Source organism: Microbacterium sp. CIAB417 (assembly GCF_022788845.1).
The window spans coordinates 802,017-826,274 of the sequence record NZ_JAHZUT010000001.1 but is presented as its reverse complement, the minus strand read 5'-3'; the positions used below and the strand labels follow the sequence as shown (position 1 = coordinate 826,274).

Here is a 24,258-nt window from a genome sequence, read left to right as displayed (position 1 = left end):
GAGTCGAAACGCGAACGGGACTCACCCCTCCCCGCTCGTTGAGCGAGGAGCGAAGCGACGAGTCGAAACGCGGATGCTGCAGGACCCCGCTTGAGAGATCAGCGCGCCAGCGCGCCCAGGCGGATGAGCGGGACCTGACGCTCCTCAGGGGTCAGCGCACCATGCTGCCCGATCATGCCGCGGCCGCGCTGGTCCTCGGCCGTCCCGTCGTAGAGCGCCCGGTTGCCGCGCGCGGCGACGACGAGGTCTCCGATGCGGGACGCCGCGGCATCCGTCACGCGCGATCCGAACAGTCCGGCCGCGATCGCCTCGTCGCGCGTCGCGACGTCGGCGATCCCGTCCGTGTCCTGGCGCCACAGCGCCGCGACGTGGCCGAGGTCCGCGCCGACCTCGAGGTAGAGGTGGAGCATGCGCGGCTCCCCGCCGAAATGGCGGATGTACGCCATGCCGCGGTCCGTCTCGTCGAACACGGCCTGGCGGTGGGCCGGGACGTCGAGCATGCCGTGGTCGGCCGTGACCAGCACGCCGACGCCCTCGGGAACGGGGCGCGACAGGGCCGCGTCCACGTCCTCCAGCGCCGCGATCCACTCCGGCGAGTCGACCCCGTGCTTGTGGCCGGCCTTGTCCACGTCGGCCAGGTAGCAGTAGACCAGCGCGCCGTCGTGGCGTTCAGCCAGTTCGTAGGCGGTCTCGACGCGATCGGCCGCCGACGCCACCGCATGGAACTGCGCCCCGCGCAGCGTGGCGTGCGTGAAGCCGCTGTGGGCGTAGGCGGCGACGCCGAGGGCGAAGGCGGGGTGCCCGGCGGCCGCGGCGCGCTCGAAGATCGTCTCGCTCGCCTGCCACGAACCCGGGTCGATGCCGGCGCTCTCCCAGTCCGTCAGCTGATTGACCAGCCGATCGCGTTCGCGGTCCAGCACGCGGTAGCCCACCAGACCGTGCTCGCCCGGCCAGGATCCGGTGAGGATGCTCGTCAGCGCTGCCGCCGTCGTCGAGGGGAACACCGACGCCGCGACATCCCGCTTCGCCATCGCACCGGTGAGGAAGCGCGCGTGCCCGGCATGCGCGCGCAGGCCGATCGCCCCGAGCCCGTCGACGACGACGAGCACACCCGAGCGGATGCGCGTCGTGCCCTCGCCGCGCACGGTGGCGAACAGGTCGTCCGCCACCCCGACGACGCTCCGGGCTGCGGCGGACTCGGACGGTAGCATGAGAGGCATATCCGAGCCAGTCTTTCACAGCCCCGTGCAACGCCCGAAGGTCCGTCATGCCCAGAACCTCGCCCGCTGAACCCGTCGAGGAACGCATCCAGGACATCGACCTCGAAAGCGAGATGCAGGGGTCGTTCCTGGAGTACGCCTACTCCGTCATCTACTCTCGCGCCCTGCCCGACGCCCGCGACGGGCTGAAGCCCGTGCAGCGGCGCATCCTGTTCCAGATGGCCGAGATGGGGTTGCGCCCCGACCGCGGGCACGTGAAGAGCGCCCGCGTCGTCGGCGAGGTGATGGGAAAGCTGCACCCGCACGGCGACTCCGCGATCTACGACGCACTGGTCCGCCTCGCGCAGGAGTGGGCTCTACGACTGCCGCTCGTGGACGGGCACGGCAACTTCGGCTCCCTCGACGACGGTCCCGCCGCGGCGCGGTACACCGAAGCCCGGCTCGCCGGCGCCGCGCTGGCGCTCACGGACAGTCTCGACGAGGACGTCGTCGACTTCATCCCGAACTACGACGGGCAGTTCCAGCAGCCCGCGGTGCTCCCCGCCGCCTTCCCGAACCTCCTCGTCAACGGGGCCAGCGGCATCGCCGTGGGCATGGCGACGAACATGGCCCCGCACAACCTCATCGAGGTCGTCGCCGCCGCCACCTACCTCCTCGAGAATCCGGATGCCACGACGGAAGAGCTCATGGAGTTCGTCCCCGGTCCCGACTTCCCGTCCGGCGGCATCGTCATGGGGCTGGACGGCATCAAGGACGCCTACACCAACGGTCGTGGAGCGCTGAAGGTCCGCGGCAAGGTGTCGATCGAATCCCTCGGGCCACGGCGCACCGGCATCGTCGTGACGGAGCTGCCGTACATGGTCGGGCCGGAGAGGCTCATCGAGAAGATCCGCGACGCCGTGCAGGCCAAGAAGCTGCAGGGCATCAGCGATGTCACCGACCTGACCGACCGCCACCACGGGCTCCGGGTCGCCATCACGGTGAAGACGGGCTTCGACCCGAACGCCATCCTCGAGCAGCTGTACCGGCTGACGCCGCTGGAGGACTCCTTCAGCATCAACAACGTCGCCCTCGTCGAGGGTCAGCCGCGCACGCTCGGTCTGCGCGACCTGCTCAGCGTGTACGTCGGGCACCGCATCGACGTCATCACGCGCCGCAGCCGCTATCGGCTGGCGCGCCGTGAGGAGCGCCTGCACCTCGTCGAGGGCCTGCTCATCGCGATCCTCGACATCGACGAGGTCATCCAGGTCATCCGCTCCTCGGACGACACCGAGCAGGCGCGGGGCCGGCTGCGTCAGGTCTTCGACCTGTCCGAACCGCAGGCCGAGTACATCCTCGAGCTGCGCCTGCGCCGGCTCACCAAGTTCTCGCGCATCGAGCTGGAGTCGGAGCGGGATGCCCTGCAGGCGGAGATCGCCGGGCTCAGAGAGCTGCTCGCGAGCGACGCGCTGCTGCGCGCTCAGGTTGCGAAGGAACTGGATGCCGCGGCCGAGGCCTACGGCACGCCGCGCCGGACCCTCCTGATGAACGCCAAGCCGGCAGTCGCGCGACGCGCCAAGGCCGGAGAGGCCGACCTCCAGATCGCGGATGCGCCGACCCTCGTGGCGCTGTCGACGACCGGTCGTGCCGTGCGCGTCGATCTCGTCGAGGGACAGGAGATCAGCCGCCCGCCGCGACGCAGCAAGCACGACGCCATCCTGTCCACGGTCGAGGCGACCGTGCGCGGCGAGCTCGGGGCACTGACGTCGACGGGACGGCTGCTGCGCTTCTCCCCCGTCGACCTTCCGTCGGTGCCGGCGAGTTCCGTCCAGCTCGGCGCGGGGACGCCGTTGCGGGACTACCTGGGAATCACGACGCGCACCGAGCGCGTGGTCGCCCTCGTACCGCTGAGCTCCGAGACACCGTTCGCGATCGGCACGGCGCAGGGAACCGTCAAGCGCGTCGTCCCCGCCACCCTCCCGGTGCGTCCGGAGCTCGAGATCATCGGCCTGAAGGACGGGGACACCGTGGTGGGTGCCGCCGTGGCTGCCGACGAGTCCGACCTCGTCTTCGTCACGACCGACGCCCAGCTGCTGCGCTTCGCGGCCTCGGCGGTCCGGCCGCAGGGTGCGCCCGCAGGCGGTATGGCGGGCATCAAGCTCGGCGCCGGGGCCGCGGTGCTCCACTTCGGCGTCGTGACGACCGATGAGGAGGCCGTGGTCGCTACGGTCTCCGGAGCCGAGGGCATGATCCCCGGAACGGATGCCGGCCGTGCGAAGGTCTCGTTCTTCTCCGAGTACCCCCGCAAGGGTCGCGCCACCGGCGGAGTACGTGCGCACGCCTTCCTGAAGGGCGAGGACCGCCTTACGGTGGCGTGGGTCGGCGACCAGCCGGCGTACGCGGTCGGTGCTGACGGAGCGGTGCGCGCGCTGCCCGTCCCCGGTGCCAAGCGGGATGCCTCGGGGCAGCCCGTCGACGGCGTCATCGGCTCGATCGGCCGCCCGGTCGTCTGAGTCGCGCGCTCGCGTCGAGCGGTGCCCCGCTCGCCGGCGGCGAACAACCCGGCTGAGTGTGCGAGCGACGACGTTCAGGCGTCGATCGACTCGCGGGACAGCTGGTCCGCGGAGTCGATGATGAACTCCCGACGCGGCGCGACCTCGTTGCCCATGAGCAGTTCGAACACGCGCCCTGCGGCCTCGGCATCCTCCATCCGGACGCGACGCAGCAGACGGCCGGAACGGTCCATGGTCGTGGTCGCCAGCTGCTCGGCATCCATCTCGCCGAGCCCCTTGTAGCGCTGAACCGGCTCGTGCCAGCGCTTGTTCTGCTTTCGCAGTTTCGTCAGCAGGTTGTGCAGCTCCTGCTCGCTGTAGGTGTAGATGGTCTCGTTCGGCTTCGATCCCGGATTGATGACGATCACGCGGTGAAGCGGCGGGACGGCGGCGAACACGCGCCCCTCCTCGATCAGCGGGCGCATGTAGCGGAAGAAGAGGGTGAGCAGGAGCGTGCGGATGTGAGCGCCGTCGACGTCGGCGTCGCTCATGAGGATCACCTTGCCGTACCGAGCCGCATCGATGTCGAACGTGCGACCGGAGCCCGCGCCGATCACCTGGATGATCGAGGCGCATTCCGCGTTCGACAGCATGTCGCCGATCGACGCCTTCTGGACGTTCAGGATCTTGCCCCGGATCGGCAGCAGCGCCTGGAACTCGCTGTTGCGTGCGTTCTTGGCGGTCCCGAGCGCCGAGTCCCCCTCGACGATGAACAGCTCGCTGCGATCCACGTCCTTCGTACGGCAGTCCACGAGCTTGGCGGGCAGCGTCGAGGACTCCAGGGCGTTCTTGCGCCGCTGGGTCTCCTTGTGCGCGCGCGCCGAGACGCGGGCCTTCATCTCGGCGACGATCTTGTCCAGCAGCTGGGAGGCCTGGTTCTTGTCGTCCCGCTTCGTGGAACTGAACCGGGCACCGAGCTCCTTGCGCACCACCTGCGCCACGATCTGGCGCACGGCGGGCGTTCCGAGGACCTCCTTGGTCTGACCTTCGAACTGCGGTTCGGGAACCTCGACCGTGAGCACCGCCGTGAGGCCGGCGAGGACGTCGTCCTTCTCCAGCTTGTCGTTGCCGACCTTGAGGCGCCGCGCGTTCTGCTCGACCTGCGACCGCAGGATCTTCAGCAGCTCCTGCTCGAAGCCCTGCTGGTGGGTGCCGCCCTTGGGCGTGGCGATGATGTTGACGAACGATCTGGTCGTCGTCTCGTAGCCGGTGCCCCACCGCAGCGCGATGTCGACGCGGCAGTCGCGCCGGACCTCCTGCGACGCCATCGACCCGTTCGCCTGCAGCACTGGGACGGTCTCGGTGAAGCTGCCCTCGCCCTGCAGACGCCACGTGTCGGTCACGGGGGCGTCGGTGGCGAGGTACTCCACGAACTCGGAGATCCCGCCCTCGTAGTGGTACGTCGTCTCGTTGCGCGTCTCGCCGCGCTCGTCACGGATGACCAGTTCGAGCCCCGGGACCAGGAACGCGGTCTGCCGCGCGCGCGTCTCGAGTTCGGCGAGCTGGAACGCGGCGTCCTTCGTGAAGATCTGCCGGTCGGCCCAGTAGCGCACGCGCGTCCCGGTGACGCCGCGCGGCGCCTTGCCGACGATGCGCAGCTCGCTCTTCTCCTCGAACGGGGTGAACGGAGCGTCCGGGCGCTTCTCCCCGGTGTCGGCGAAGACGCCGGGCTCGCCTCGGTGGAAGGACATCGCGTACACCTTGCCGCCGCGGTCGACCTCCACGTCGAGCCGCTCGGACAGGGCGTTCACCACCGAGGCGCCCACACCGTGGAGACCTCCGGATGCCGCGTACGATCCGCCGCCGAACTTCCCGCCGGCGTGCAGTTTGGTGTACACGACCTCGACGCCGCTGAGCCCCGTGCGGGGTTCGATGTCGACGGGGATGCCGCGTCCTCGGTCGTGCACCTCGACGCTGCCGTCGGCGTGCAGGATGATGTCGATGCGGGAGCCGTTGCCCGCGACCGCCTCGTCGACGGAGTTGTCGATGATCTCCCACAGGCAGTGCATGAGCCCCGGGGACCCGTTCGACCCGATGTACATGCCGGGGCGCTTGCGGACCGCTTCGAGGCCCTCGAGCACCTGGAGATGATGGGCGGAGTACTCGGCGGTCACAGTCTTCGATTCTACGCGTCGCGACGCCCCCGGCCCCGCCGACACTCCCCGTGCCGCCCAGGCCCGGCATTCCCGCGTACGCGCTGAGCGAAACACGCCGCGATCCGGGCATGCACCCAGGCGGAGCGTGGTTGTATTGAGCACGTCCCCCAGTGAACCCGACGACGAGGAGGCCCCGAGATGAACGCTACGACGGAACGCGAGACCTCCGCGGTCGAGTATCGGCTCACCGCCATGGACCGTTGCGACTCCTGCGGCGCTCAGGCGTACATCGCCGCTGTCGTGAACGGCTCGGAACTGCTGTTCTGCGCCCACCACGGCCGCAAGTACGAAGAGAAGCTGCGCAGCGTCGCCACCAGCTGGCACGACGAGACGGCGCGCCTGATCGAGGCCTGATCAGCCGGTCACGACCCGCTGAACCCTCGGCGACAGTCGCGTGAGGATCTCCTCGCCGACGGTGTCGATCCGTTCGGCGAGGTCGGTCGCGCTGGGTTCGCCCTGATCGCCCGGTCCGAACAGCCGGACGCGGTCGCCGATCGCCGCTCCCGGCCACGCGTCGACCGTGAGCGTGTCGAGGTCGACCCTGCGGACCGTGACCGGACCGACTGGCGTACCGACGCTCGCCCCGGCCAGCGTCGACGGATAGCCGTCGAGGGAACCGAGTCCGACCCGGACGCTGCCGTCCTCGACGCCGACCACGGGCGCGGACAGCGTCGCGATCGGACGGATGCCGTCGAGATCGGGACCGTCGGCCGACCGGATGCCGTAGCAGAAGGCGCCGATGCGGGACACGGATTCCCGCAGCTCTGGGCGCCACCAGGACGCCGCGGAGGCCGTGAGATGCAGCACCTCCGGCGCGAGCCCGGCCTCCTGCGCCTGTCGAACGGCTCCGCGGAATCGCTCCTGAGCGGCGTCGTCCTCGGCGTCGCCGGCTTCGGCGATGTGGCTCCAGATGCCCACGACACGCACAGACCCTTCGTCCTCGCCCGCGCGGGCCTCGGCGACGGCATCCGCCCATTCCTCCGGGCGCACGCCGTTGCGGTGCAGGCCGGTGTCGATCTTGAGATGCACGCGCGCCGTGCGGCTCAGGCGCGCCGCCACCGAGCGGATGCGCGCGAGGTAGTCCCGGGTGCCGACGCCCAGGTCGATGTCGTGCGCCACCGCGTCCGCCACATCCTCGTCCTCCGACGTCGCCCAGGCGAACACCCGCCCACGGCCGCCGATCGCCTCGCGGACGCGCAGACCTGCCGGTACGTCGTAGGACCCGAACCATTCCACTCCGGCATCGGCCGCCGCCTCCGCGGACCAGGAGATGCCGTGTCCGTATGCGTCGTCCTTCACCACGAGCATCAGCTGCGAGGGGGTGATCCGGGCGCGCACTGCGGCGACATCGGCCAGGAAAGCCGGTCGGGAGATCTCCAGCACGGGTCCCATCTCACGCCTCCCATTCACGCCGAGCGCGCAGCCCGGCGACTGTGACAAGTTCGGGGATCGTGAGCCCGGTCGCGTTGCCCCAGCGGGCCAGTTCACCGCGCACCGGTCCGCGACCGCCGAAGAAGGTCACTTCGGCCCCCGGCTCCACCGGAGCGTCGCCCAGGTCGACGACGCACACGTCCATCGCGACGCGTCCCACGATCGGGCGTTTCACGCCGGCGGCCTGGACCTCGACGCGATTCCCCAGTGCGCGGACGATGCCCTGCGCGTAGCCGCCGGTCACGAGCGCGATGGTGGTGTCCGACTCCGCGCGGAAGGTGTAGCCGTACGACACCGCCTCGCCGGCACGCAGCGGCTTGATCGACATCACCCGTCCGGTGAGGCGCATGACCGGGTCGGTGCGCAGCATCCCCCGCTCGTCCGGCAGTCCGTACAGCAGGAAGGGGTCGAGATCCGGCTCTCCCGAGGTCACGGCCGCGATGTCGTGCCGGCGGAGCACCCGCACGGCGTCCTCATCGTCGACGAGGACCCGGATGCCGTGCGCGGCGACCGCCGCGGCGACCTCGGACAGGCCGTGGCCCCAGGCGTCGCGACGCAGGTCGGCACAGGACCCGCCTGCATCGGCCGCGGCGGCCGCGGCGGCTTCGAGCGCACTGCGCGACAGCACGGCGCGCGGCAGAGCGCGGCTCGCAGCGGATGTCACCGGATCCCCTCCGTCACACCTGGATGGTCTTGAAGCCCTTGTCGCGGGTCGGGCGCATGAGGATCTTCGTGCGCGCGGCCTCGGCGTACTCGTCGAGATCGCCGGCGACGGCCGGTGCCAGCTCGAATCCGCGGCGCCGGGCGACCGTGCCGATCATCAGCTCGGTGAGTGCCGGGTTCAGAGGCAGCAGCGGCCCCTGCACGTTGCACGCGAACGCGTTGTCGCGGCGGACGAACTCGCCTCGCCGATCGCCGCGCGCGTAGCTGCCGTGGCCTTCCCGCACAGTGCCGTAGGCGGCCTGGGCATCCGTGAGCGTCCACTCCGAGGCGTGGTCCTCGAAGCCGACGACGGGTCCGTCCGGAGTGTCGACGATGATGTAGCCGACACGGCGATCCCGCACGCGCGCCACCCGGTACGGCAGGACGCCGAGCCCGGTGACGTCCTCACCACCGGAGACGGAGACTCCTTCGCCGAGCAGCTCCGCGGAGCCGCCGACGGAGAGCAGCGCGCCGCCGTCCGCGACGAACGCCGCGATCCGGTCCTTCCGAGCGGTCAGGTCGGCGTGCACACCGCGCAACGCCGAGAGCGGGCCGTTCCCGATCACGAGTACATCGAGATCGGCGGGCAGCTCCTCTCCTGGCGCGACGAGCACCGTGACGGTGTCGACCCCGTGCGCCTCGAAGCGCCGCTCGATCGCGCGGACGTTGCCGCGGTCGCCCGTGACGCCGAGCTCGGCCGGGTACAGCTGAGCGATCGTGATCTGCATCATCGGCGCGTCTCCTGCTCTCCGAGCCCCAGGATGCGGCGGCCGATCATCATGAGCTCATAGTTGACGAACCAGATCTGGCGTCCCGACGAGGTCTCGGGGAAGGAGCGCATGATCTCCACGGCCTTCTCCATGTCGGGCTCGACCGTGCCGATCTCGACGCCCGCGTAGGCGAGGGCGAGGGCGAGCTGGTGGGCCTTCTCCCCCGTGACGACATCCACACGTGGCAGCGGGGCGAAGTCCACGTCGTACAGCCAGGAGACGTCGGGGGTTCCGTCGTCGATCGCGATGAGCGCGCGCTCGGGCGTGCCGTCGAGGGCATCCAGGTTCATCTGCAGGCTCGGCGCGTTCTTGAACATGACGAACTCGACCTGCTCGCCCGCCGGGTTCCCTCGCAGGGGGATCACCTCACCGCGGCCGTAGGCGGGTGCCATGGTGGCGAAGCCGGCGGCGGCGCGGCCGGCGTCGAACTCGTCGCCCAGCACGCGCGCGGCGACCGTGAGGGCCGCCGCTGCGTCGGCCGCGTAGTGCAGGCCGCGCGCGGGCAGCGTGATGCGGGCGTCCGCACCGCCGACGTTCACGACGATCTCGCGCCCCGACACCTCGCGCACCTCTGCGAACGCGTCCCGCGCGATCGTGCCGGCGGTGCCGCTGCGCGTGTCAGCCGCGTTGGACAGGCCGTGCGCGGATGCCGCGACGATCTCCTCGGAGATCCCGAAGAACGACACCGGGGCCTTCATCGCGTCGACGTCGATCTTGGAGAGGTACGGGTCGTCCCGGTTGACGACGACATGACCGGACGCCCGCGTCGAGGCGTCCAGCATCATGTCCGCCACGCGCTCGGTCTCGAAGAATCGGAACAGCTGATCGACCTGCACGTTCAACGACAGGATCACCGACGGCGAGAGACGGTCGGCGAGATCGGCGGCGTATCCCTCATCGATCTCAAGGACCGCGACGTCGGCGGAGATCCGGCCGGTCGGCGTCGCATCGGCGAGCAGCGCGCTCGTCACGCCCTGCGGCAGGTTGGCCCCCGTGGGGTTGGTGAACACGCGCAGGCCGTGCGCGCGGAGCACCTCGCTGATCATGTGCGTGGTCGTGGTCTTGCCGTTCGACCCGAGCACGAAGATCACGCCGTAACGGAACTGGCCCGCGAGCGTGGGCAGCAGCGTCGGCGCCATCCGGTTGGTGAGATAACCGGGGAACGCCGATCCGCCGCCGCGCAGACGCGTCGCGAAGCGCGCGAGCTTGCCCGCCAGAACCGGGACGATGTACCGGGGACCCGCCGACCGCGCCTGAGGAGCGGCCGCCATCATTCGAGGTAGTCCCGGAGGGACTGCGAGCGGCTGGGGTGCCGCAGCTTCGCCATCGTCTTCGACTCGATCTGACGGATCCGCTCGCGCGTGACCCCGAACGTGTCGCCGATCTGGTCGAGGGTCTTGGGCTGACCGTCGCCGAGACCGAAGCGCATGCGGATGACCCCCGCCTCGCGCTCGGACAGCGAGTCGAGCAGCTGCTCGAGCTGGCGCTGCAGCATCGTGAAGCCCACGGCGTCCGCCGGGACCACGGCCTCGGTGTCCTCGATGAGGTCGCCGAACTCGCTGTCGCCGTCCTCGCCGAGGGGTGTGTGCAGCGAGATCGGCTCGCGGCCGTACTTCTGCACCTCGATGACCTTCTCCGGGGTCATGTCGAGCTCCTTGGAGAGCTCTTCCGGAGTGGGCTCGCGACCGAGATCCTGCAGCATCTGACGCTGCACGCGGGCGAGCTTGTTGATGACCTCGACCATGTGCACGGGGATGCGGATCGTGCGGGCCTGGTCCGCCATGGCGCGCGTGATCGCCTGACGGATCCACCAGGTCGCGTACGTGGAGAACTTGAAGCCCTTGGTGTAGTCGAACTTCTCGACCGCGCGGATGAGACCCAGGTTGCCCTCCTGGATCAGGTCCAGGAACTGCATGCCGCGGCCGGTGTACCGCTTCGCGAGGGACACGACCAGTCGCAGGTTGGCGCCCAGCAGGTGGCTCTTGGCGCGCTGGCCGTCGCGGGCCACCCACTGCAGGTCGAGGCCCAGCTGGCTGGACTTCTCCGCGGCGGACATGGCGGACAGCTTCTCCTCGGCGAACAGACCGGCCTCGATGCGCATCGCGAGCTCGACCTCTTCGGCCGCGTTCAGCAGGGCGACCTTTCCGATCTGCTTGAGGTAGTCCTTGACGGGGTCGGCCGTCGCGCCCGTGATCTGGGTCGAGTAGACCGGGACGTCCTCGTCGTCGTTCGACGAGATGACGATCGCGCCGGTGGGAAGAGGCTCGGTGAAGGCCGGCTTCTTGCCGTCCTCGTCATCCTCGGTCTCGTCGGCGGCCTCGGGCGCGGCGGCGGGCGTCTCGACGTCCTCCTCGTCGACGACGTCCTCGTCATCGGCCTTCTTGCGCTTCTTGGCGGGTGCCTTCTCGGCCTTCTTGGCGGATGCCTTGGCTCCGGTCCTGCCCTTGGCGGGCGTCGCCGTCTCCTCGGGCTCGACGGCCTCGGCGTCGGCGGCGGCCTTCTTCGTCCGGGATGTCTTGGTCGTGGCAGCGGTCACGTTTCGCCTCTCACGAGCGGGTGCGACCCGCTCGGAACTTTTCGGACACTAGTAAGACCCTTGTCAAGTCCGCGGCGTTCAGGCCGTGTCTTGACAACGGGTCGGACTACCAGTATCGCACATGTACGCGGCTGCGGCGCGCGATCAGCCGAGACCGCGTTTGTCGTCCTCCCCCGGAGGTCGCGAGGCGAGGTAGCGCTCGAGCTCCGCGGCCAGTTCGTCCGCGCTCGGGAGATCCCGTTCGCTGAAGCCCCCGTCGTCGACCCGGTCGGTGTCGGTGGGGTCGTACCCCGCCATGTAGGCGTCGTACCGGTGCTCGAGCGTCGTGAGCATCTGACTGAGCTCCTCGCTGGCGATGACCTGGTCGTCGACCTTCTTGATGAAGTCCTCGCGTTCGGCGTGCACCTCGTCCATGGTCAGAACGAGCCCGGTGGCGCTCATGAGCCGATCGGCGGCCGCCAGAACGGCATCGGGGTTCTCGGTCTCGGCGAGATAGTGCGGCACGAGCAGCACGAAACCGGCGACCCTGGCCCCGTTCTCCACGAACCGGTACTCCAGCAGATGCCCTGCCGTGGCCGGCACCTGGGTCCGCGGACGCCAGATCGACTGAGCCGCGATCAGCTCGGTGCGGTTGCCGCTCACCGTGGTCCCGATGGGGCGGGTGTGCGGCACCGGCATCGCGATCGCGTGCACCCAGCTGACGCCCGAGACCTGGAACTCCTCGGCCAGCTCGAGCACGACCTGGGTGAAGGCGTTCCACGCGAAGTCCGGCTCGTACCCCGCAAGCAGGAGGAAAGGCTGACCGAGCGCATCGTGCGCCAGCGAGAGCTCCAGCCGCGACGGCCGGAACTGCGTCAGATGATCCTGCTCGAAGACGATGATCGGCCGACGCGCGCGGTAGTCCAGCAGCACGTCGTTGTCGAACACCACGATCGGCTGCGGATCCGTGGTCTCGCGCAGATGATCGATGAGACCGGAGACGGCGCTGCCGGCATCCGTGAAGCCGGTCAGCAGCATCACGAGCGGCAGGCCGGAGGGAACGGCCGGCGCATTGGCGACGCGTTCGAAGAGATCACCGGAGAGGGGCATGTCTCCATGCTACGAGCCGCCCCCGACCGGCGGGTCGGTGTCGCTGTCAGCGAACACGGCGGGAATCCTCTCCGACCGCGGGCGCCGGGCGTCCCTAGGATGGGAGCATGACGCTTCCCGTGCTCTCGCACACCACCGACGCATTTCCCGGGAGCTCTGCAGACGCCGCAGTGCTCGTCATCTCCGAATCCACCACCGACGCCCTCGCCGCCCACCCTGGTCTCGCCGCGGCGCTCGACGCGGTCGGGTTCACCGGATCGGCGAACGCCTACGCGCGCGTGCATCTCCCCGATCTCTCGCCCGTGCCGCTGGCCGTCGTCAGCGCCGGCTCGCCGCCGACCGCCGCCTCGGTGCGGGACGCCGTCGGCACCGCCGTGCGGACCCTGACCGGCTTTTCGACCGTGTCCGTCGGTCTCGACGATTCCGTCGCCGACTTCGCGGCGGCCGCAGCCGAGGGCGCCGCGTTCGGCGGCTACCGGTTCGACGGCTACCGGTCCGATCCCGGCAAGAGCCGTGCGGATGCCGTGATCCTGCATGGCAACGTACTGACGGATGCCGATGTCGCCCGGGCCCAGACCCTCGGCGACGCGATGGCGCTCGTGAAGGACCTGATCTCCGTGCCCGCGCAGTGGCAGAGCCCCGACGACCTCGCGCGCTCGGCCGTCGACAGCGTCACCGGCACCGACGTGACCGTGGAGGTCCTCGACGAGGCGGCGCTGGCCGAACAGGGCTTCGGCGGGATCCTCGGCGTCGGCCAGGGGTCCGACCGGCCGCCGCGACTGGTCCGCCTGGACTACTCCCCCAGCGACGCCACCCGGCACATCGCGCTGGTCGGCAAGGGCATCACGTTCGACACCGGCGGGCTCTCGCTGAAGCCGGCCGCCAGCATGGTGGGCATGAAGTTCGACATGGCCGGATCCGCCACGGTGCTGGCCGCAATCCGCGCGATCGCCGCGCTCCGGCTGCCGGTGCGGGTCACGGCGTGGATGTGCATCGCCGACAACATGCCCTCCGGTCGCGCGACGCGGCCCGGCGACGTCCTGCGGCTGCTGGACGGCACGACTGTGGAGGTGCTCAACACGGACGCCGAGGGGCGGCTCGTGCTCGCGGACGGACTCGTCGCCGCCAGCCGGGAGAACCCGGACGTCATCATCGACGTCGCGACTCTGACCGGAGCCATCCTCGTCGCACTGGGACACCGTCACACCGGCGTGATGGGCTCGGAGGACGCCGTCGCCGAGTACCTCGCGGCGGCCGCGTCCGTCGACGAGCTCGCGTGGTCGCTCCCGCTGCCCGAGTACATGAACGAGTCCCTCCAATCCCCCATCGCCGATATGGTCAACGCCAACATGGGCGACCGTGCGGGCGGATCGATGTTCGCCGGGCTCTTCCTGCAGCGCTTCGTCGGCCGCACCGGCGAGGCCGAGGACGCCCCGCGGATCCCGTGGGTGCATCTCGACATCGCCGGATCCAGCGAGCACGGCGGTGCCCCGTACGGGTTCGTGGACAAGGGGCCGACTGCCGCGACGCTGCGGTCGATCGTCGCCTTCGCGGAAGCGTCGGCCGACCGGGAGGACGCGGCATGAGCGCGCACGCCTTCGACGTGGTCATCCTCGGCGGGGGCAGCGGCGGCTATGCCGCGGCGCTGCGGGCCGCCGAGCTGGGCAAGAGCGTCGCCCTGATCGAGAAGGACAAGGTCGGCGGCACCTGCCTGCATCGCGGGTGCATCCCGACCAAGGCCCTGCTGCACGCCGCGGAGGTCGCCGATCATGTGCGCGACGCCGCGTCCGTCGGCGTCACGGCCACGCTGGAGGGCGTCGATCCCGCGGGGGTGCGCGCATATCGCGAGGGCATCGTCGCCAAGAAGTTCAAGGGTCTCGAGGGTCTCATCAAGGCGCGCGGCATCACCGTCGTCGCCGGCGAGGGCCGCCTGAACACGGACCGGACCGTCTCGGTGGGCGACGACGTCTACACCGGCGGCGACGTGGTGCTGGCCACCGGGTCGTACAGCCGGAGCCTGCCGGGGCTCGAGATCGGCGGCCGGATCCTCACGAGCGAGCACGCGCTCGCGCTGGACGAGATCCCCCGCAGCGTCCTGATCCTCGGCGGCGGGGTCATCGGTGTCGAGTTCGCCAGCGTGTGGCGCTCGTTCGGCGTCGAGGTCACGATCATCGAGGCCCTGGACCACCTCGTCCCGAACGAGGACATCGCGCTCAGCAAGGGCCTGGAGCGCGCGTTCCGCCGCCGCGGCATCCAGTACTCGCTGGGCACGCGCTTCCAGTCCGCTGCCCAGGACGCCGACAGTGTGACCGTCACGCTCGAGGACGGCCGCACGTTCACCGCCGACCACCTGCTCGTCGCCGTCGGTCGCGGCCCTGTGACCGACGGTCTTGGCTTCGAGGAGGCCGGGGTCGCACTCGATCGCGGTTTCGTCATCGTCGACGAGGAACTGCGCACCGGCGTCGCCGGGCTCTGGGCGGTCGGAGACATCGTCCCCGGCCTCCAGCTCGCGCACCGCGGGTTCCTGCAGGGCATCGCCGTCGCGGAGCGCATCGCGGGCCTCTCGCCCGCGCCGGTGCCGGAGACGCAGATCCCGAAGATCACGTACTCCAACCCCGAGGTCGCGTCCGTCGGACTCACCGAGTCCGCCGCGGCAGCCGAACACGGGGCGGACGGCATCGTCACCCACGAGTACAACCTGGCCGGGAACGGCAAGAGCGAGATCATCGGAACCGGTGGACTCGTCAAGGTGGTGCGGCAGAAGGACGGTCCCGTCCTCGGCGTGCACCTGCTCGGCGACCGTGTCGGCGAGCTCATCACCGAGGGCCAACTGGCCGTCGCGTGGGAGGCACATCCCGAGGACATCGCACCCCTGATCCACGCCCATCCGACGCAGAGCGAGGCGCTCGGCGAGGCGTTCCTCGCACTCGCCGGAAAACCCCTGCACGCGCTCTGAGCACCAACCGCCGCCCAGGTCACTAAGCTTGAGGCGTCACATACTTCCTTAAGGAGACTCCGTCATGAGCACATCCGTGGTCCTCCCCGCTCTCGGAGAGAGCGTCACCGAGGGTACGGTCACCCGCTGGCTCAAGCAGGTAGGAGACACCGTTCAGGCTGACGAAGGCCTGCTCGAGATCTCGACCGACAAGGTCGACACCGAGATCCCCTCGCCGGTCACCGGCGTGATCGAGGAGATCCTGGTCGCCGAGGACGAGACGGTCGAGGTCGGCGCCCTGCTGGCCCGAATCGGCGACGGCTCCGGCGCAGCGCCGGCATCCGACGCCCCGGCCGCGGCCCCCGCCGAGACCGAGGCCGCTCCTGCGGAGGCCGCTCCGGCCGCCGAGGCCGCGCCCGCCGAGACCGCCCCCGCCGCCGAGCCCGCCCCCGCAGCAGAGGCTCCCGCAGCTCCCGCCGCGGGCGGCGACAGCACGGACGTGGTGCTTCCGGAACTCGGCGAGAGCGTCACCGAGGGCACCGTCACCCGCTGGCTGAAGCAGGTCGGCGAAGAGGTCGCGGTCGACGAGGCTCTGCTGGAGATCTCCACCGACAAGGTCGACACCGAGATCCCGTCGCCGGTCGCCGGCGTCGTGCAGGAGATCGTCGCCGCCGAGGATGAGACGGTCGCCGTCGGCGCCGTCCTCGCGCGCATCGGTTCGGGTGCCCCCGCGTCCGCACCGGCCCCGGAGGCCGCTCCGGCAGCGCCTGCTCCGGCACCCGCTGCGCCTGCGGCCGCTCCAGCGCCGGCTGCGGCTCCGGCACCCGCGCCCGCAGCGCCCCCGGCTCCTGCTGCAGCTCCGACTCCGGCCCCCGCGGCAGCTCCGGCTCCGGCGCCCGCTCCGGCGGCTGCTCCGGCCGCCGCTCCGGCGTCGACGGGCTCCGACAACCTCTACGTCACCCCCCTGGTGCGCCGGCTCGCCGCCCAGCAGGGCGTCGACCTGAGCACTGTCACGGGCAGCGGCGTCGGCGGACGCATCCGCAAGGAGGACGTCCTCAAGGCCGCCGAGTCCGCGAAGTCCGCTCCGGCGGCGTCCGCGGCGCCCGCACCGGCACCTCTCGAGGTGTCGCCGCTGCGCGGCACGACGCAGAAGATGTCGCGCCTGCGCAAGGTCGTCGCCGAGCGCGCCGTCGCGTCGATGCAGCAGACCGCTCAGCTCACCACGTTCGTCGAGGTCGATGTGACGGCTCTCGCCGCATACCGCAACGCGGTGAAGACGTCGTTCCAGCAGAAGACGGGCGACAAGCTCTCCTTCCTGCCGTTCTTCACGCTGGCCGCCGCCGAGGCGCTGCAGGCGTTCCCGATCATCAACGCGACCGTCGACGGCGAGAACATCGTCTACCCCGAGTCGGAGAACATCTCCATCGCGGTCGACACCGAGCGCGGTCTGCTCACGCCAGTGGTGCGGGATGCGGCGACGAAGAACCTCGCTCAGCTCGCCCACGAGATCGCGGATCTGGCGGCGCGCACGCGCGACAACAAGCTCAAGCCCGACGAGCTCGCCGGCGGCACCTTCACGGTGACCAACACGGGTTCGCGCGGTGCGCTGTTCGACACGCCGCTCGTGTTCCTCCCGCAGTCGGCGATCCTCGGCACCGGCACCGTGTTCAAGCGCCCCGGCGTGGTCACGGTCGACGGCGTCGACGCGATCGCGGTGCGCTCGTACGTGTACCTCGCGATCTCGTACGACCACCGCATCATCGACGGTGCGGACGCGGCGCGTTTCCTCGGCGCCATCAAGACGCGCCTCGAGGCCGCGCAGTTCGAGGCGAACCTCGGCATCTGAGCGTCACCCCTTCGGCTGGTCCGCGACGTCGTAGACGTCGCGGACCAGCCATTTTCCGTCCTGGCGCACGAGGACGAGCATCTGGGCGACGTCGGCCGAGCCGAGACGGATGACGGCGAGATCGCCGTAGTCGTCCACGAGCGCAGGATCCTCGGCCGCGTCCGAGCGCAGGACATCCTCAGGGCTCACGTGCGAGCCCGCGGCGATGCTCTGGGAGCAGCCGGCGTCCGCGTTCGCCGCGCATTCGTCGAGTGCCGCGAGGATGCTCTGGACCGCCGCCACGGGATCGTCGCGGTCCCCCTCGCTCTGAGCCGACCGCTCGGTCTCCGATTCGGGTGTCGTCGTCCCGGGCTCCGGAGGCTGCGTCGTGTCTGCCTCGGCTCCTGGTACGGCTGACGTCTCGGACGGGGTCGGCGCGGCCGACGCGTCGAGGACGGTCTCGGCCGCTTCCGACGCAGGGTCGTCCTGCGTGGGCCAGAGCGTCCCCACGCCCAGCACGACCGCGGCCGCTGCAGCGGCGACCACTGCGGTGCGTCGATGCGATCGCGGGCGCACCGGCTCGGCGCGCCCGGCCCTGGGGCGCACCGCGGCCCGGTGGCGCTCACCTCCGCGCCCGGCGGCGCGAGGAACGGCCCCGGCCACTCGCGCCAGGATGCCGGCCGCGGAGTCCCGCGCCCTCCGGAGAGGCGAATGGCGTTCCTCCCGCCGCCTCCGACGGGTCGCCGTCTCGACCGGGACGACTCGGAGCTGCTGCGCGGCCGACCCGCGGACCGCCTGCGGCGGGTGCTCGTCGAGCCTCAGCGGGCGCGGAGCCGCGTAGTCCAGCAGCTCGCCTTCCCAGGCCCGCACCCGCGCGCTCGTGGGCACCGCCTCGGCGACCGCTTCCGCGATGCCGGACAGGATCCGGCGCAGGGCCCGATCCTCGCACGCCTGCTGCACCTGCTCGAGCACCTCCACGACGCCCTCCCTGGCATTGGCCGCCCCGCCTGGCACGCACAGCGGACGCCCTTCGTGCGTCAGCCACCACTGACCGCGCAGGTCGGCGCCTGCCCGATCCGCGATCTCGCGGAGACCGCGCAGCATGCTGATGACGAGCGTCACGCACTCCCCCGCTGCGAGCGGCGCCGCAGCCGTCGTCCGCCGGACCAGGAAGGCCGGGACCCGCGCCGTGCACCAGGGCATCAGCGCACCGTGACCCTCGGCGGATCGCGCAACGTCGAACGGGGCCGCGACGTGCTCGGCACCGGCGAAGCGCCAGTCGATCGCGGCTTCCGACTCCTCGTTCAGAGCGCACCAGACCGCCACAGCATCCCCGTCGGAGACGAGCGTGCCCGGCCACGGCCCCTCTCCGTTGGCCAGCGCACGGATCGCGCGGTGCACGCCGGGCACCAGCACCTCGTCGTCCTGCCTCTTCCTCATGGTCCGAGCAGACCACACGGCCGACTCGAGCCGTCAGCGCGAACGGCGCGATCGCGCGGGTCGCGGGGACAACCGGTGGACGACGCGCTCCTGTGCAGGGCGAGTGCGCCCGGCGCGAACGCGTCACTGTCCTCGGCGGCGACTCGGTAGTCTTGTAGGCATGGCAAAGCGCGATTCCGAACCCGAGAAGCGTCCTGGGTTCTTCTCCCAGCTCAAGTCCCTCTTCCGGTTCACGCGCGAGGTGTACTCGTGGCTTCCCTGGGCGCAGATCGCGATCCTCGTCGGCGGCGTGCTGCTCGGCCTCATCGTCGGCTACCTCATCCCGCCGTTCCAGGTGTGGACGCTCATCCTCTGGGGCATCACCGGCCTCATGGTCGGTGTCCTCGGCGCCCTGATCCTCATGACCCGCCTGTCGACGAAGGCGATGTACGCCAAGATCGACGGGATGCCCGGCGCCTCCGGCCACGTGCTCAGCACGAGCCTCGGCCGCAACTGGCAGGCTTCGGACACGCCCGTCGGCATCAACCCGAAGACGCAGGAGGCTGTCTACCGCGCGATCGGCCGCGGCGGGATCGTCGTGGTCGGAGAAGGCGCGCGCGGGCGCCTGACCCGCCTCGTGAACGAGGAGCGCACGAAGGCGCAGCGCGTCGCCCACGGCGTCCCGGTCACTGTCCTCTACGTCGGCCACGGTGACGACGAGGTGGCCATCGCGGATCTCGCGAAGACGATCAAGAAGCTCCCCAAGGCGATCGACAAGGCGACGATGGCCGCCGTCATCCGCCGCATCGACTCGGTGTCCCAGTCCGTGACGTCGCTGCCGATCCCGAAGGGCATCGACCCGATGAAGGCCCGCGCCCAGCGCCCACGCTGACCCGCTCCCCCATCCGAAGCGCCTCCGCTCCCGTCGAGGGACCGGAGGCGCTTCTGCGTCAGTTCAGCGCTTCCTTCGGCAGCCGCCGCACCTTGGCTCGCCGGCGACGGCGCTCAGGGATCATCGAACGCATCTCCTCGAGCTTTCCGAAGCAGAGCAGTCGATCGCCGGCCTCCAGCACGACGTGCTTGCGGGGGTTCGGGATGACGGTGACGCCCCGATGCAGGGTCAGCACGGTGATGTCGCGGTCCCACAGCCCGAGGTCTCCGAGCTGCCGACCGACCTGCTCCGCGCCGGAGTGCATGACGAGCTCGGCGACGCCGTAGCCCGTCGACACGCTGAGCCGCTGACGGACATCGATCTCCGGGAAGGCGACCTGGCCGGCGATGTAGTCGATGATCGCGCCGGCCACGTCGAGGTTCGTGGCCTGCTCGATGCCCTGCAGGCCCGGCGAGGAGTTCACCTCCATGACCAGCGGCCCGTCATCGCCCTCGAGCATGTCGACGCCGGCCACGCGCAGTCCCATGATCTGGGCGGAGCGCACCGCGGTCTGCTCGTACACCGGATCCAGCTGCACGGCCTCGACGGTGCCGCCGCGGTGCACGTTGGAGCGGAACTCGTCGCCCGCGGCGACACGGCGCATCGCGGCGACGACGCGGTCGCCGACGACCAGGGCGCGGATGTCGCGCCCCCGGCTCTCGGCGACGAACTTCTGGATCAGCACATTCTGCTTCGTCGAGTGCAGGGTCTCGATGATCGCCTCGGCGACCTTCACCTGCGGCGCGAGAATCACGCCGATGCCCTGCGTCCCCTCCAGCAGCTTGATGACCACGGGGGCCCCGCCGACGCGCTCGATCGCCGGACGGACGTCCGCGCGGTTGCGCACGAACGCCGTGGCCGGCATCGCGATGTTGTGCCGAGACAGGATCTGGTTCGCCCGCAGCTTGTCCCTGGCCTGCGAGATGCCGTTCGCCGTGTTCGGGGTGTACACGTCCATCTGCTCGAACTGGCGGACCACGGCCGTGCCGAAGTACGTGATCGAGTTCCCGATGCGCGGGAGGATCGCGTCGTAGTCGCTCAGCGGGCGCCCGCGGTACTGCAGGTCCGGTTCGTCGGCCGTCAGGTCGATGGCGAACCTCAGCGTGTTGAGCACCTTGACGTCATGTCCGCGATGGACCGCGGCCGCGCGCAGTCGCTGGGTGGAGTAGGCCTGCGGCGCACGGGAGAGGACGGCGAGCTTCACGGGGATTTCCTGCCAGGATGTAGAGCATGAGTCGGACAATCCATTCAAACACCCTGACAGGGTGGCGTGAATGGGTCAGTCTGCCGGATGCCGGCGTGGACTGGATCAAGGCGAAGATCGACACCGGGGCGCGTACGTCGTCGCTGCACGCCTTCGACATCGAGGAGTTCGAGCGCGAGGGCGAGCAGTGGGTGCGCTTCCGCGTGAAGCCCTGGCAGGAGAGCCAGAAGGACACCACGGTGGTCGAGTGCCCCGTGCACGACCGCCGGCGGGTGCGCAGCTCCTCCGGACACGAGCAGGAGCGCCTGGTGGTGTGCCTGGCGATCCGGCTGGTCGACCGGCTCGTGGTGTCCGAGGTGACCCTGAGCAACCGCGATGAGATGGGGTTCCGCATGCTGATCGGGCGCGAGGCGCTGCGCCAGGGGTTCGCCGTCGACCCGGCGCGCTCGTTCCTCGGCGGACGCGCGCCGAAGGAGACCCGACGACGCAATCGCGGGCGCTCCTGAGCCGTCAGGCGCGCAGCAGGATGGTGCCGGCGGCCTTGTCGTGCAGTCCGCGCTGATCGGGATCCCAGATGACCGCCGGGATCACCACGACCAGCAGCAGCGTGCGGACGATCGGACGCCACAGCCCGACCCAGCCGCCGCCGGCGCGGACGACGCGGAGGCCGACGATCCGGTGCCCCGGGCTTCCGCCCAGCGTGGGGATGAAGACGATCTGCAGCACGGCGAAGACGATCATGGGCGTGAACAGCGTGATCCCGGCTTCTCCGGGGAGCGCGAACTGGTCGTAGCCGAGAAAGGCCGTGGCGATGATGGTCGCGGCGGCGTAGTCGATCACGAGAGCGGCGATGCGGCGCCCGATGCGGCCCATGCTGCCGGATCCGGATTCGGGAAGACCCAGTCGCTCGCCGGGGTAGGTGTTCGCAGCATCCGTCACCCCCTGATCCTACCGGGCGGCCTCGAGGTGGCCGCCCCTGTAACATGCCGGAAACATTCAGGACACGGCAGAGAAACCCTGCCGCCCTAGCCTTCACGAAGGCCACGGCCTCCATCCGCGTCATCCAGGAGTGATACATGTTCACCGATTCATCCGAGGTGCTGAGCTACATCAAGGAGAACGACGTCAAGTTCCTTGACATCCGTTTCACCGATCTGCCCGGCGTGCAGCAGCACTTCAACATCCCCGCGTCGACGGTCGACGAAGACTTCTTCACCAACGGCCAGCTGTTCGACGGCTCCTCGATCCGCGGCTTCGCGTCGATCCACGAGTCGGACATGCAGCTCATCCCCGATGTCTCCACGGCCTACCTCGACCCGTTCCGCGAGGCCAAGACCCTGGTGATGCTCTTCGACATCTACAACCCGCGCACCGGCGAGATCTACTCCAAGGACCCGCGTCAGGTCGCGAAGAAGGCCGAGAAGTACCTGGCCTCGACCGGCATCGCCGACACGGCCTACTTCGCCCCTGAGGCCGAGTTCTACATCTTCGACGACGTGCGATACTCGGTCACCGCCGGGGAGAGCTTCTACAAGGTCGACTCCGAGGAGGCCGCGTGGAACACCGGTCGCGAGGAGGAGGGCGGCAACCTCGCCAACAAGACGCCGTACAAGGGCGGTTACTTCCCGGTCTCCCCCGTGGACAAGACCGCCGACCTGCGCGACGACATCACGCTCAAGCTCATCGACGCGGGCTTCATCCTCGAGCGCTCCCACCACGAGGTCGGCACGGCGGGCCAGCAGGAGATCAACTACCGCTTCGACACCATGGTGCACGCGGCGGACGACATCCTGAAGTTCAAGTACATCGTCAAGAACACCGCCGAGGAGTGGGGCAAGGTCGCCACCTTCATGCCCAAGCCGCTGTTCGGCGACAACGGCTCCGGCATGCACACGCACCAGTCACTGTGGAGCGAGGGCAAGCCGCTGTTCTACGACGAGGCCGGCTACGGTCAGCTGAGCGACATCGCCCGCTGGTACATCGGCGGCATCCTCGCGCACGCTCCCGCCCTGCTCGCGTTCACGAACCCGACGCTGAACAGCTACCACCGCCTGGTCAAGGGCTTCGAGGCTCCGGTCAACCTGGTGTACTCCGCCGGCAACCGATCGGCCGCGATCCGCATCCCGATCACCGGCTCGAACCCGAAGGCCAAGCGCATCGAGTTCCGCGCCCCGGATGCCTCGGGCAACCCGTACCTCGCGTTCGCCGCGCAGCTCATGGCGGGCCTGGACGGCATCAAGAACCGCATCGAGCCGCACGAGCCGGTCGACAAGGACCTCTACGAGCTTCCCCCGGAGGAGGCCAAGAACATCCCGCAGGTGCCGAACTCCCTGCTGGACTCGCTGGACGCCCTGAAGGCTGACCACCAGTTCCTCCTCGAGGGCGGCGTGTTCACCGAGGAGCTCATCGAGACCTGGATCTCCTACAAGATCGAGAACGAGATCCTGCCGATCGCACAGCGCCCGCACCCGTTCGAGTACGAGCTGTACTTCGGGGTCTGACCCTCGGCAGCCGGACGACGCAAGCCCGCCACGCACTGTGGCGGGCTTGCGTCGTCTCCGGCGTCAGAGCACGGTCAGCGCACCCGGCTGCACTCGGACCGTGAAGGCCGACACCTCGCCGATCTCCTCGCCGTCGATCTCGAACTCCAGCGGGGTCTCGAGCTCGACCCGGATGCGCTCGGCCGTGAGGTGATCGGTCGAGTCCGTGCTGACGGCGACGGGTTCGCGATCGAAGAGCCGGCGGATGCCGTTGTCCCAGACGACTGAGCGCACGGTGTCCATCCACTGCAAGGCACCGTCGGAGCTCACCAGCAGCAGATCGAGCCGGCCGTCGTCCAGCTGGGCGTCGGGCAGCAGCCGGATGCCGCCCTGCAGCATGCCGCAGTTGCCGATCAGCATCGTGTGGGCGCGCACATCGACGGGATCCTCGTCGTCCAGTGCCAGGCTGATCCCGGTCATCTCCGTGCCGCCGAGCGCGCGTCCCATCGCCTCGACATAGGCCAGCCATCCGGCGCGTTCCTTGAGATCGTCGTCGGTCTCGACGAGCATCTGCGCGTCGACGCCGAATCCCACCATGACCGCGAAGGCGCACTCGACGCCCTCGATGTCCACCCAGCCGAGGTCGATGGTGCGGGCGGTGTGCGCGGCGATCCGCTCCAGTGCCGCCGGGATGTCGTCCAACGGGATCTCGAGGTTGCGCGCGAGGAGATTCCCCGTGCCCCGCGGGACGATCCCCAGTGAGACATCCGCGCCCGCGAGCGCCTCGGCGACGGCGCGGACCGTGCCGTCGCCGCCCACCGCGATCACCGTGCGGCATCCGGCGTCCACCGCGTCCTGCGCCATCCCCCGCCCAGGATCCTCCTCGCTCGTCTCCCACCAGCGGATTTCGCCAGAGAGCGTGTCCTCCACGGCGCTGCGCAGCTCCGCCTCATCGACTTTCGAAGGGTTCCAGATGATGCCGATCGTCGTGCTCATGGATCCAGCCTGGGCGGAACGGGCCCGGAAGGC

The 24,258-nt window shown here is 70.0% G+C and carries 20 protein-coding genes; 8 read left to right on the top strand and 12 right to left on the bottom strand.

What is annotated here, in order from left to right:
* Positions 1 to 98: 98 nt before the first annotated feature.
* Positions 99 to 1,220: an alkaline phosphatase family protein gene (locus tag KYX17_RS04075; RefSeq protein WP_243225570.1), complete on the bottom strand. Its 1,122-nt coding sequence runs from the start codon at positions 1,218 to 1,220 to the stop codon at positions 99 to 101.
* Between the two features lie 47 nt (positions 1,221 to 1,267).
* On the opposite strand from KYX17_RS04075, the gene KYX17_RS04070 reads away from it, so the two are divergent.
* A complete protein-coding gene (locus KYX17_RS04070; RefSeq protein ID WP_243225569.1) occupies positions 1,268 to 3,712 on the top strand; it encodes a DNA topoisomerase (ATP-hydrolyzing) subunit A in 2,445 nt (814 codons plus the stop codon).
* 74 nt (positions 3,713 to 3,786) lie between these two features.
* Here KYX17_RS04070 and KYX17_RS04065 read toward each other — a convergent pair whose 3' ends face one another.
* The gene (locus tag KYX17_RS04065) at positions 3,787 to 5,865 is read right to left on the bottom strand and encodes a type IIA DNA topoisomerase subunit B (RefSeq protein WP_243225568.1); all 2,079 of its coding nucleotides are present in this window, start codon (positions 5,863 to 5,865) and stop codon (positions 3,787 to 3,789) included.
* A 180-nt stretch (positions 5,866 to 6,045) separates the two neighbouring features.
* Between KYX17_RS04065 and KYX17_RS04060 the strand changes: the two genes are divergently transcribed.
* Entirely contained in the window at positions 6,046 to 6,261 is a 216-nt protein-coding gene (locus tag KYX17_RS04060) for a hypothetical protein (RefSeq protein WP_243225567.1), read from the top strand.
* Here KYX17_RS04060 and KYX17_RS04055 read toward each other — a convergent pair whose 3' ends face one another.
* From KYX17_RS04055 to KYX17_RS04030, 6 genes are all read right to left on the bottom strand, one after another.
* Positions 6,262 to 7,299, bottom strand: coding sequence for an alanine racemase (locus tag KYX17_RS04055; protein WP_243225566.1), 1,038 nt, complete (start codon positions 7,297 to 7,299; stop codon positions 6,262 to 6,264).
* 1 nt (position 7,300) lies between these two features.
* Complete coding sequence (locus KYX17_RS04050; RefSeq protein WP_243225565.1) at positions 7,301 to 8,002, bottom strand: alanine racemase C-terminal domain-containing protein; 702 nt, start codon at positions 8,000 to 8,002, stop codon at positions 7,301 to 7,303.
* Positions 8,003 to 8,015: 13 nt separating this feature from the next.
* Positions 8,016 to 8,771 carry a type 1 glutamine amidotransferase gene (locus KYX17_RS04045; protein ID WP_243225564.1) on the bottom strand — a complete coding sequence of 252 codons (756 nt, stop codon included), beginning with the start codon at positions 8,769 to 8,771 and terminating at the stop codon, positions 8,016 to 8,018.
* Positions 8,768 to 10,081: a MurT ligase domain-containing protein gene (locus KYX17_RS04040; protein ID WP_243225563.1), complete on the bottom strand. Its 1,314-nt coding sequence runs from the start codon at positions 10,079 to 10,081 to the stop codon at positions 8,768 to 8,770. The genes KYX17_RS04045 and KYX17_RS04040 overlap by 4 nt, the downstream gene beginning before the upstream one ends.
* Positions 10,081 to 11,346, bottom strand: coding sequence for an RNA polymerase sigma factor (locus KYX17_RS04035; RefSeq protein WP_243225562.1), 1,266 nt, complete (start codon positions 11,344 to 11,346; stop codon positions 10,081 to 10,083). Before KYX17_RS04035 ends, KYX17_RS04040 begins: the two co-directional genes overlap by 1 nt.
* A gap of 144 nt (positions 11,347 to 11,490) precedes the next feature.
* The gene (locus KYX17_RS04030; protein WP_243225561.1) at positions 11,491 to 12,435 is read right to left on the bottom strand and encodes a proteasome assembly chaperone family protein; all 945 of its coding nucleotides are present in this window, start codon (positions 12,433 to 12,435) and stop codon (positions 11,491 to 11,493) included.
* A gap of 107 nt (positions 12,436 to 12,542) precedes the next feature.
* Between KYX17_RS04030 and KYX17_RS04025 the strand changes: the two genes are divergently transcribed.
* The 3 genes from KYX17_RS04025 (at position 12,543) to sucB (ending at position 17,216) form a co-directional block, all read left to right on the top strand.
* Positions 12,543 to 14,021 carry a leucyl aminopeptidase gene (locus tag KYX17_RS04025; protein ID WP_243225560.1) on the top strand — a complete coding sequence of 493 codons (1,479 nt, stop codon included), beginning with the start codon at positions 12,543 to 12,545 and terminating at the stop codon, positions 14,019 to 14,021.
* Positions 14,018 to 15,391: a dihydrolipoyl dehydrogenase gene (gene lpdA / locus KYX17_RS04020; RefSeq protein ID WP_243225558.1), complete on the top strand. Its 1,374-nt coding sequence runs from the start codon at positions 14,018 to 14,020 to the stop codon at positions 15,389 to 15,391. Before KYX17_RS04025 ends, lpdA begins: the two co-directional genes overlap by 4 nt.
* Before the next feature lie 64 nt (positions 15,392 to 15,455).
* The gene (gene sucB / locus KYX17_RS04015) at positions 15,456 to 17,216 is read left to right on the top strand and encodes a 2-oxoglutarate dehydrogenase, E2 component, dihydrolipoamide succinyltransferase (protein ID WP_243225557.1); all 1,761 of its coding nucleotides are present in this window, start codon (positions 15,456 to 15,458) and stop codon (positions 17,214 to 17,216) included.
* A gap of 3 nt (positions 17,217 to 17,219) precedes the next feature.
* Here sucB and KYX17_RS04010 read toward each other — a convergent pair whose 3' ends face one another.
* Positions 17,220 to 18,635, bottom strand: coding sequence for a hypothetical protein (locus KYX17_RS04010; RefSeq protein ID WP_243225556.1), 1,416 nt, complete (start codon positions 18,633 to 18,635; stop codon positions 17,220 to 17,222).
* A gap of 160 nt (positions 18,636 to 18,795) precedes the next feature.
* Between KYX17_RS04010 and KYX17_RS04005 the strand changes: the two genes are divergently transcribed.
* Complete coding sequence (locus KYX17_RS04005) at positions 18,796 to 19,506, top strand: DUF4191 domain-containing protein (RefSeq protein ID WP_243225555.1); 711 nt, start codon at positions 18,796 to 18,798, stop codon at positions 19,504 to 19,506.
* A gap of 58 nt (positions 19,507 to 19,564) precedes the next feature.
* Here KYX17_RS04005 and KYX17_RS04000 read toward each other — a convergent pair whose 3' ends face one another.
* Positions 19,565 to 20,749, bottom strand: a complete 1,185-nt coding sequence (locus KYX17_RS04000; protein WP_243225554.1) for a RimK family alpha-L-glutamate ligase — start codon at positions 20,747 to 20,749, stop codon at positions 19,565 to 19,567.
* Positions 20,750 to 20,775: 26 nt separating this feature from the next.
* On the opposite strand from KYX17_RS04000, the gene KYX17_RS03995 reads away from it, so the two are divergent.
* A complete protein-coding gene (locus KYX17_RS03995; protein WP_243225553.1) occupies positions 20,776 to 21,255 on the top strand; it encodes an ATP-dependent zinc protease in 480 nt (159 codons plus the stop codon).
* 4 nt (positions 21,256 to 21,259) lie between these two features.
* On the opposite strand, the gene KYX17_RS03990 is transcribed toward KYX17_RS03995, so the two are convergent.
* Positions 21,260 to 21,622 (bottom strand): RDD family protein, encoded by a 363-nt coding sequence (locus tag KYX17_RS03990; protein WP_249223261.1) that lies wholly within the window; start codon positions 21,620 to 21,622, stop codon positions 21,260 to 21,262.
* 203 nt (positions 21,623 to 21,825) lie between these two features.
* On the opposite strand from KYX17_RS03990, the gene glnA reads away from it, so the two are divergent.
* On the top strand, positions 21,826 to 23,250 hold the full coding sequence (gene glnA / locus KYX17_RS03985; protein WP_243225551.1) for a type I glutamate--ammonia ligase: 1,425 nt from the start codon (positions 21,826 to 21,828) through the stop codon (positions 23,248 to 23,250).
* A gap of 63 nt (positions 23,251 to 23,313) precedes the next feature.
* On the opposite strand, the gene KYX17_RS03980 is transcribed toward glnA, so the two are convergent.
* On the bottom strand, positions 23,314 to 24,225 hold the full coding sequence (locus KYX17_RS03980) for a diacylglycerol kinase family protein (protein ID WP_243225550.1): 912 nt from the start codon (positions 24,223 to 24,225) through the stop codon (positions 23,314 to 23,316).
* Positions 24,226 to 24,258: the final 33 nt, after the last annotated feature.

Bases quoted from the DNA above. Each gene is read 5' to 3' on its own strand.
- KYX17_RS04040 (WP_243225563.1), bottom strand. From the start codon at position 10,081: ATGGCGGCCGCTCCTCAGGCGCGGTCGGCGGGTCCCCGGTACATCGTC.
- KYX17_RS04030 (WP_243225561.1), bottom strand. From the start codon at position 12,435: ATGCCCCTCTCCGGTGATCTCTTCGAACGCGTCGCCAATGCGCCGGCC.
- KYX17_RS04060 (WP_243225567.1), top strand. From the start codon at position 6,046: ATGAACGCTACGACGGAACGCGAGACCTCCGCGGTCGAGTATCGGCTC.
- KYX17_RS04025 (WP_243225560.1), top strand. From the start codon at position 12,543: ATGACGCTTCCCGTGCTCTCGCACACCACCGACGCATTTCCCGGGAGC.
- lpdA (WP_243225558.1), top strand. From the start codon at position 14,018: ATGAGCGCGCACGCCTTCGACGTGGTCATCCTCGGCGGGGGCAGCGGC.
- KYX17_RS03980 (WP_243225550.1), bottom strand. From the start codon at position 24,225: ATGAGCACGACGATCGGCATCATCTGGAACCCTTCGAAAGTCGATGAG.
- KYX17_RS03990 (WP_249223261.1), bottom strand. From the start codon at position 21,622: ATGGGCCGCATCGGGCGCCGCATCGCCGCTCTCGTGATCGACTACGCC.
- glnA (WP_243225551.1), top strand. From the start codon at position 21,826: ATGTTCACCGATTCATCCGAGGTGCTGAGCTACATCAAGGAGAACGAC.
- KYX17_RS04045 (WP_243225564.1), bottom strand. From the start codon at position 8,771: ATGATGCAGATCACGATCGCTCAGCTGTACCCGGCCGAGCTCGGCGTC.
- KYX17_RS04075 (WP_243225570.1), bottom strand. From the start codon at position 1,220: ATGCCTCTCATGCTACCGTCCGAGTCCGCCGCAGCCCGGAGCGTCGTC.
- KYX17_RS04010 (WP_243225556.1), bottom strand. From the start codon at position 18,635: ATGAGGAAGAGGCAGGACGACGAGGTGCTGGTGCCCGGCGTGCACCGC.
- sucB (WP_243225557.1), top strand. From the start codon at position 15,456: ATGAGCACATCCGTGGTCCTCCCCGCTCTCGGAGAGAGCGTCACCGAG.
- KYX17_RS04070 (WP_243225569.1), top strand. From the start codon at position 1,268: ATGCCCAGAACCTCGCCCGCTGAACCCGTCGAGGAACGCATCCAGGAC.
- KYX17_RS04055 (WP_243225566.1), bottom strand. From the start codon at position 7,299: ATGGGACCCGTGCTGGAGATCTCCCGACCGGCTTTCCTGGCCGATGTC.
- KYX17_RS04005 (WP_243225555.1), top strand. From the start codon at position 18,796: ATGGCAAAGCGCGATTCCGAACCCGAGAAGCGTCCTGGGTTCTTCTCC.
- KYX17_RS03995 (WP_243225553.1), top strand. From the start codon at position 20,776: ATGAGTCGGACAATCCATTCAAACACCCTGACAGGGTGGCGTGAATGG.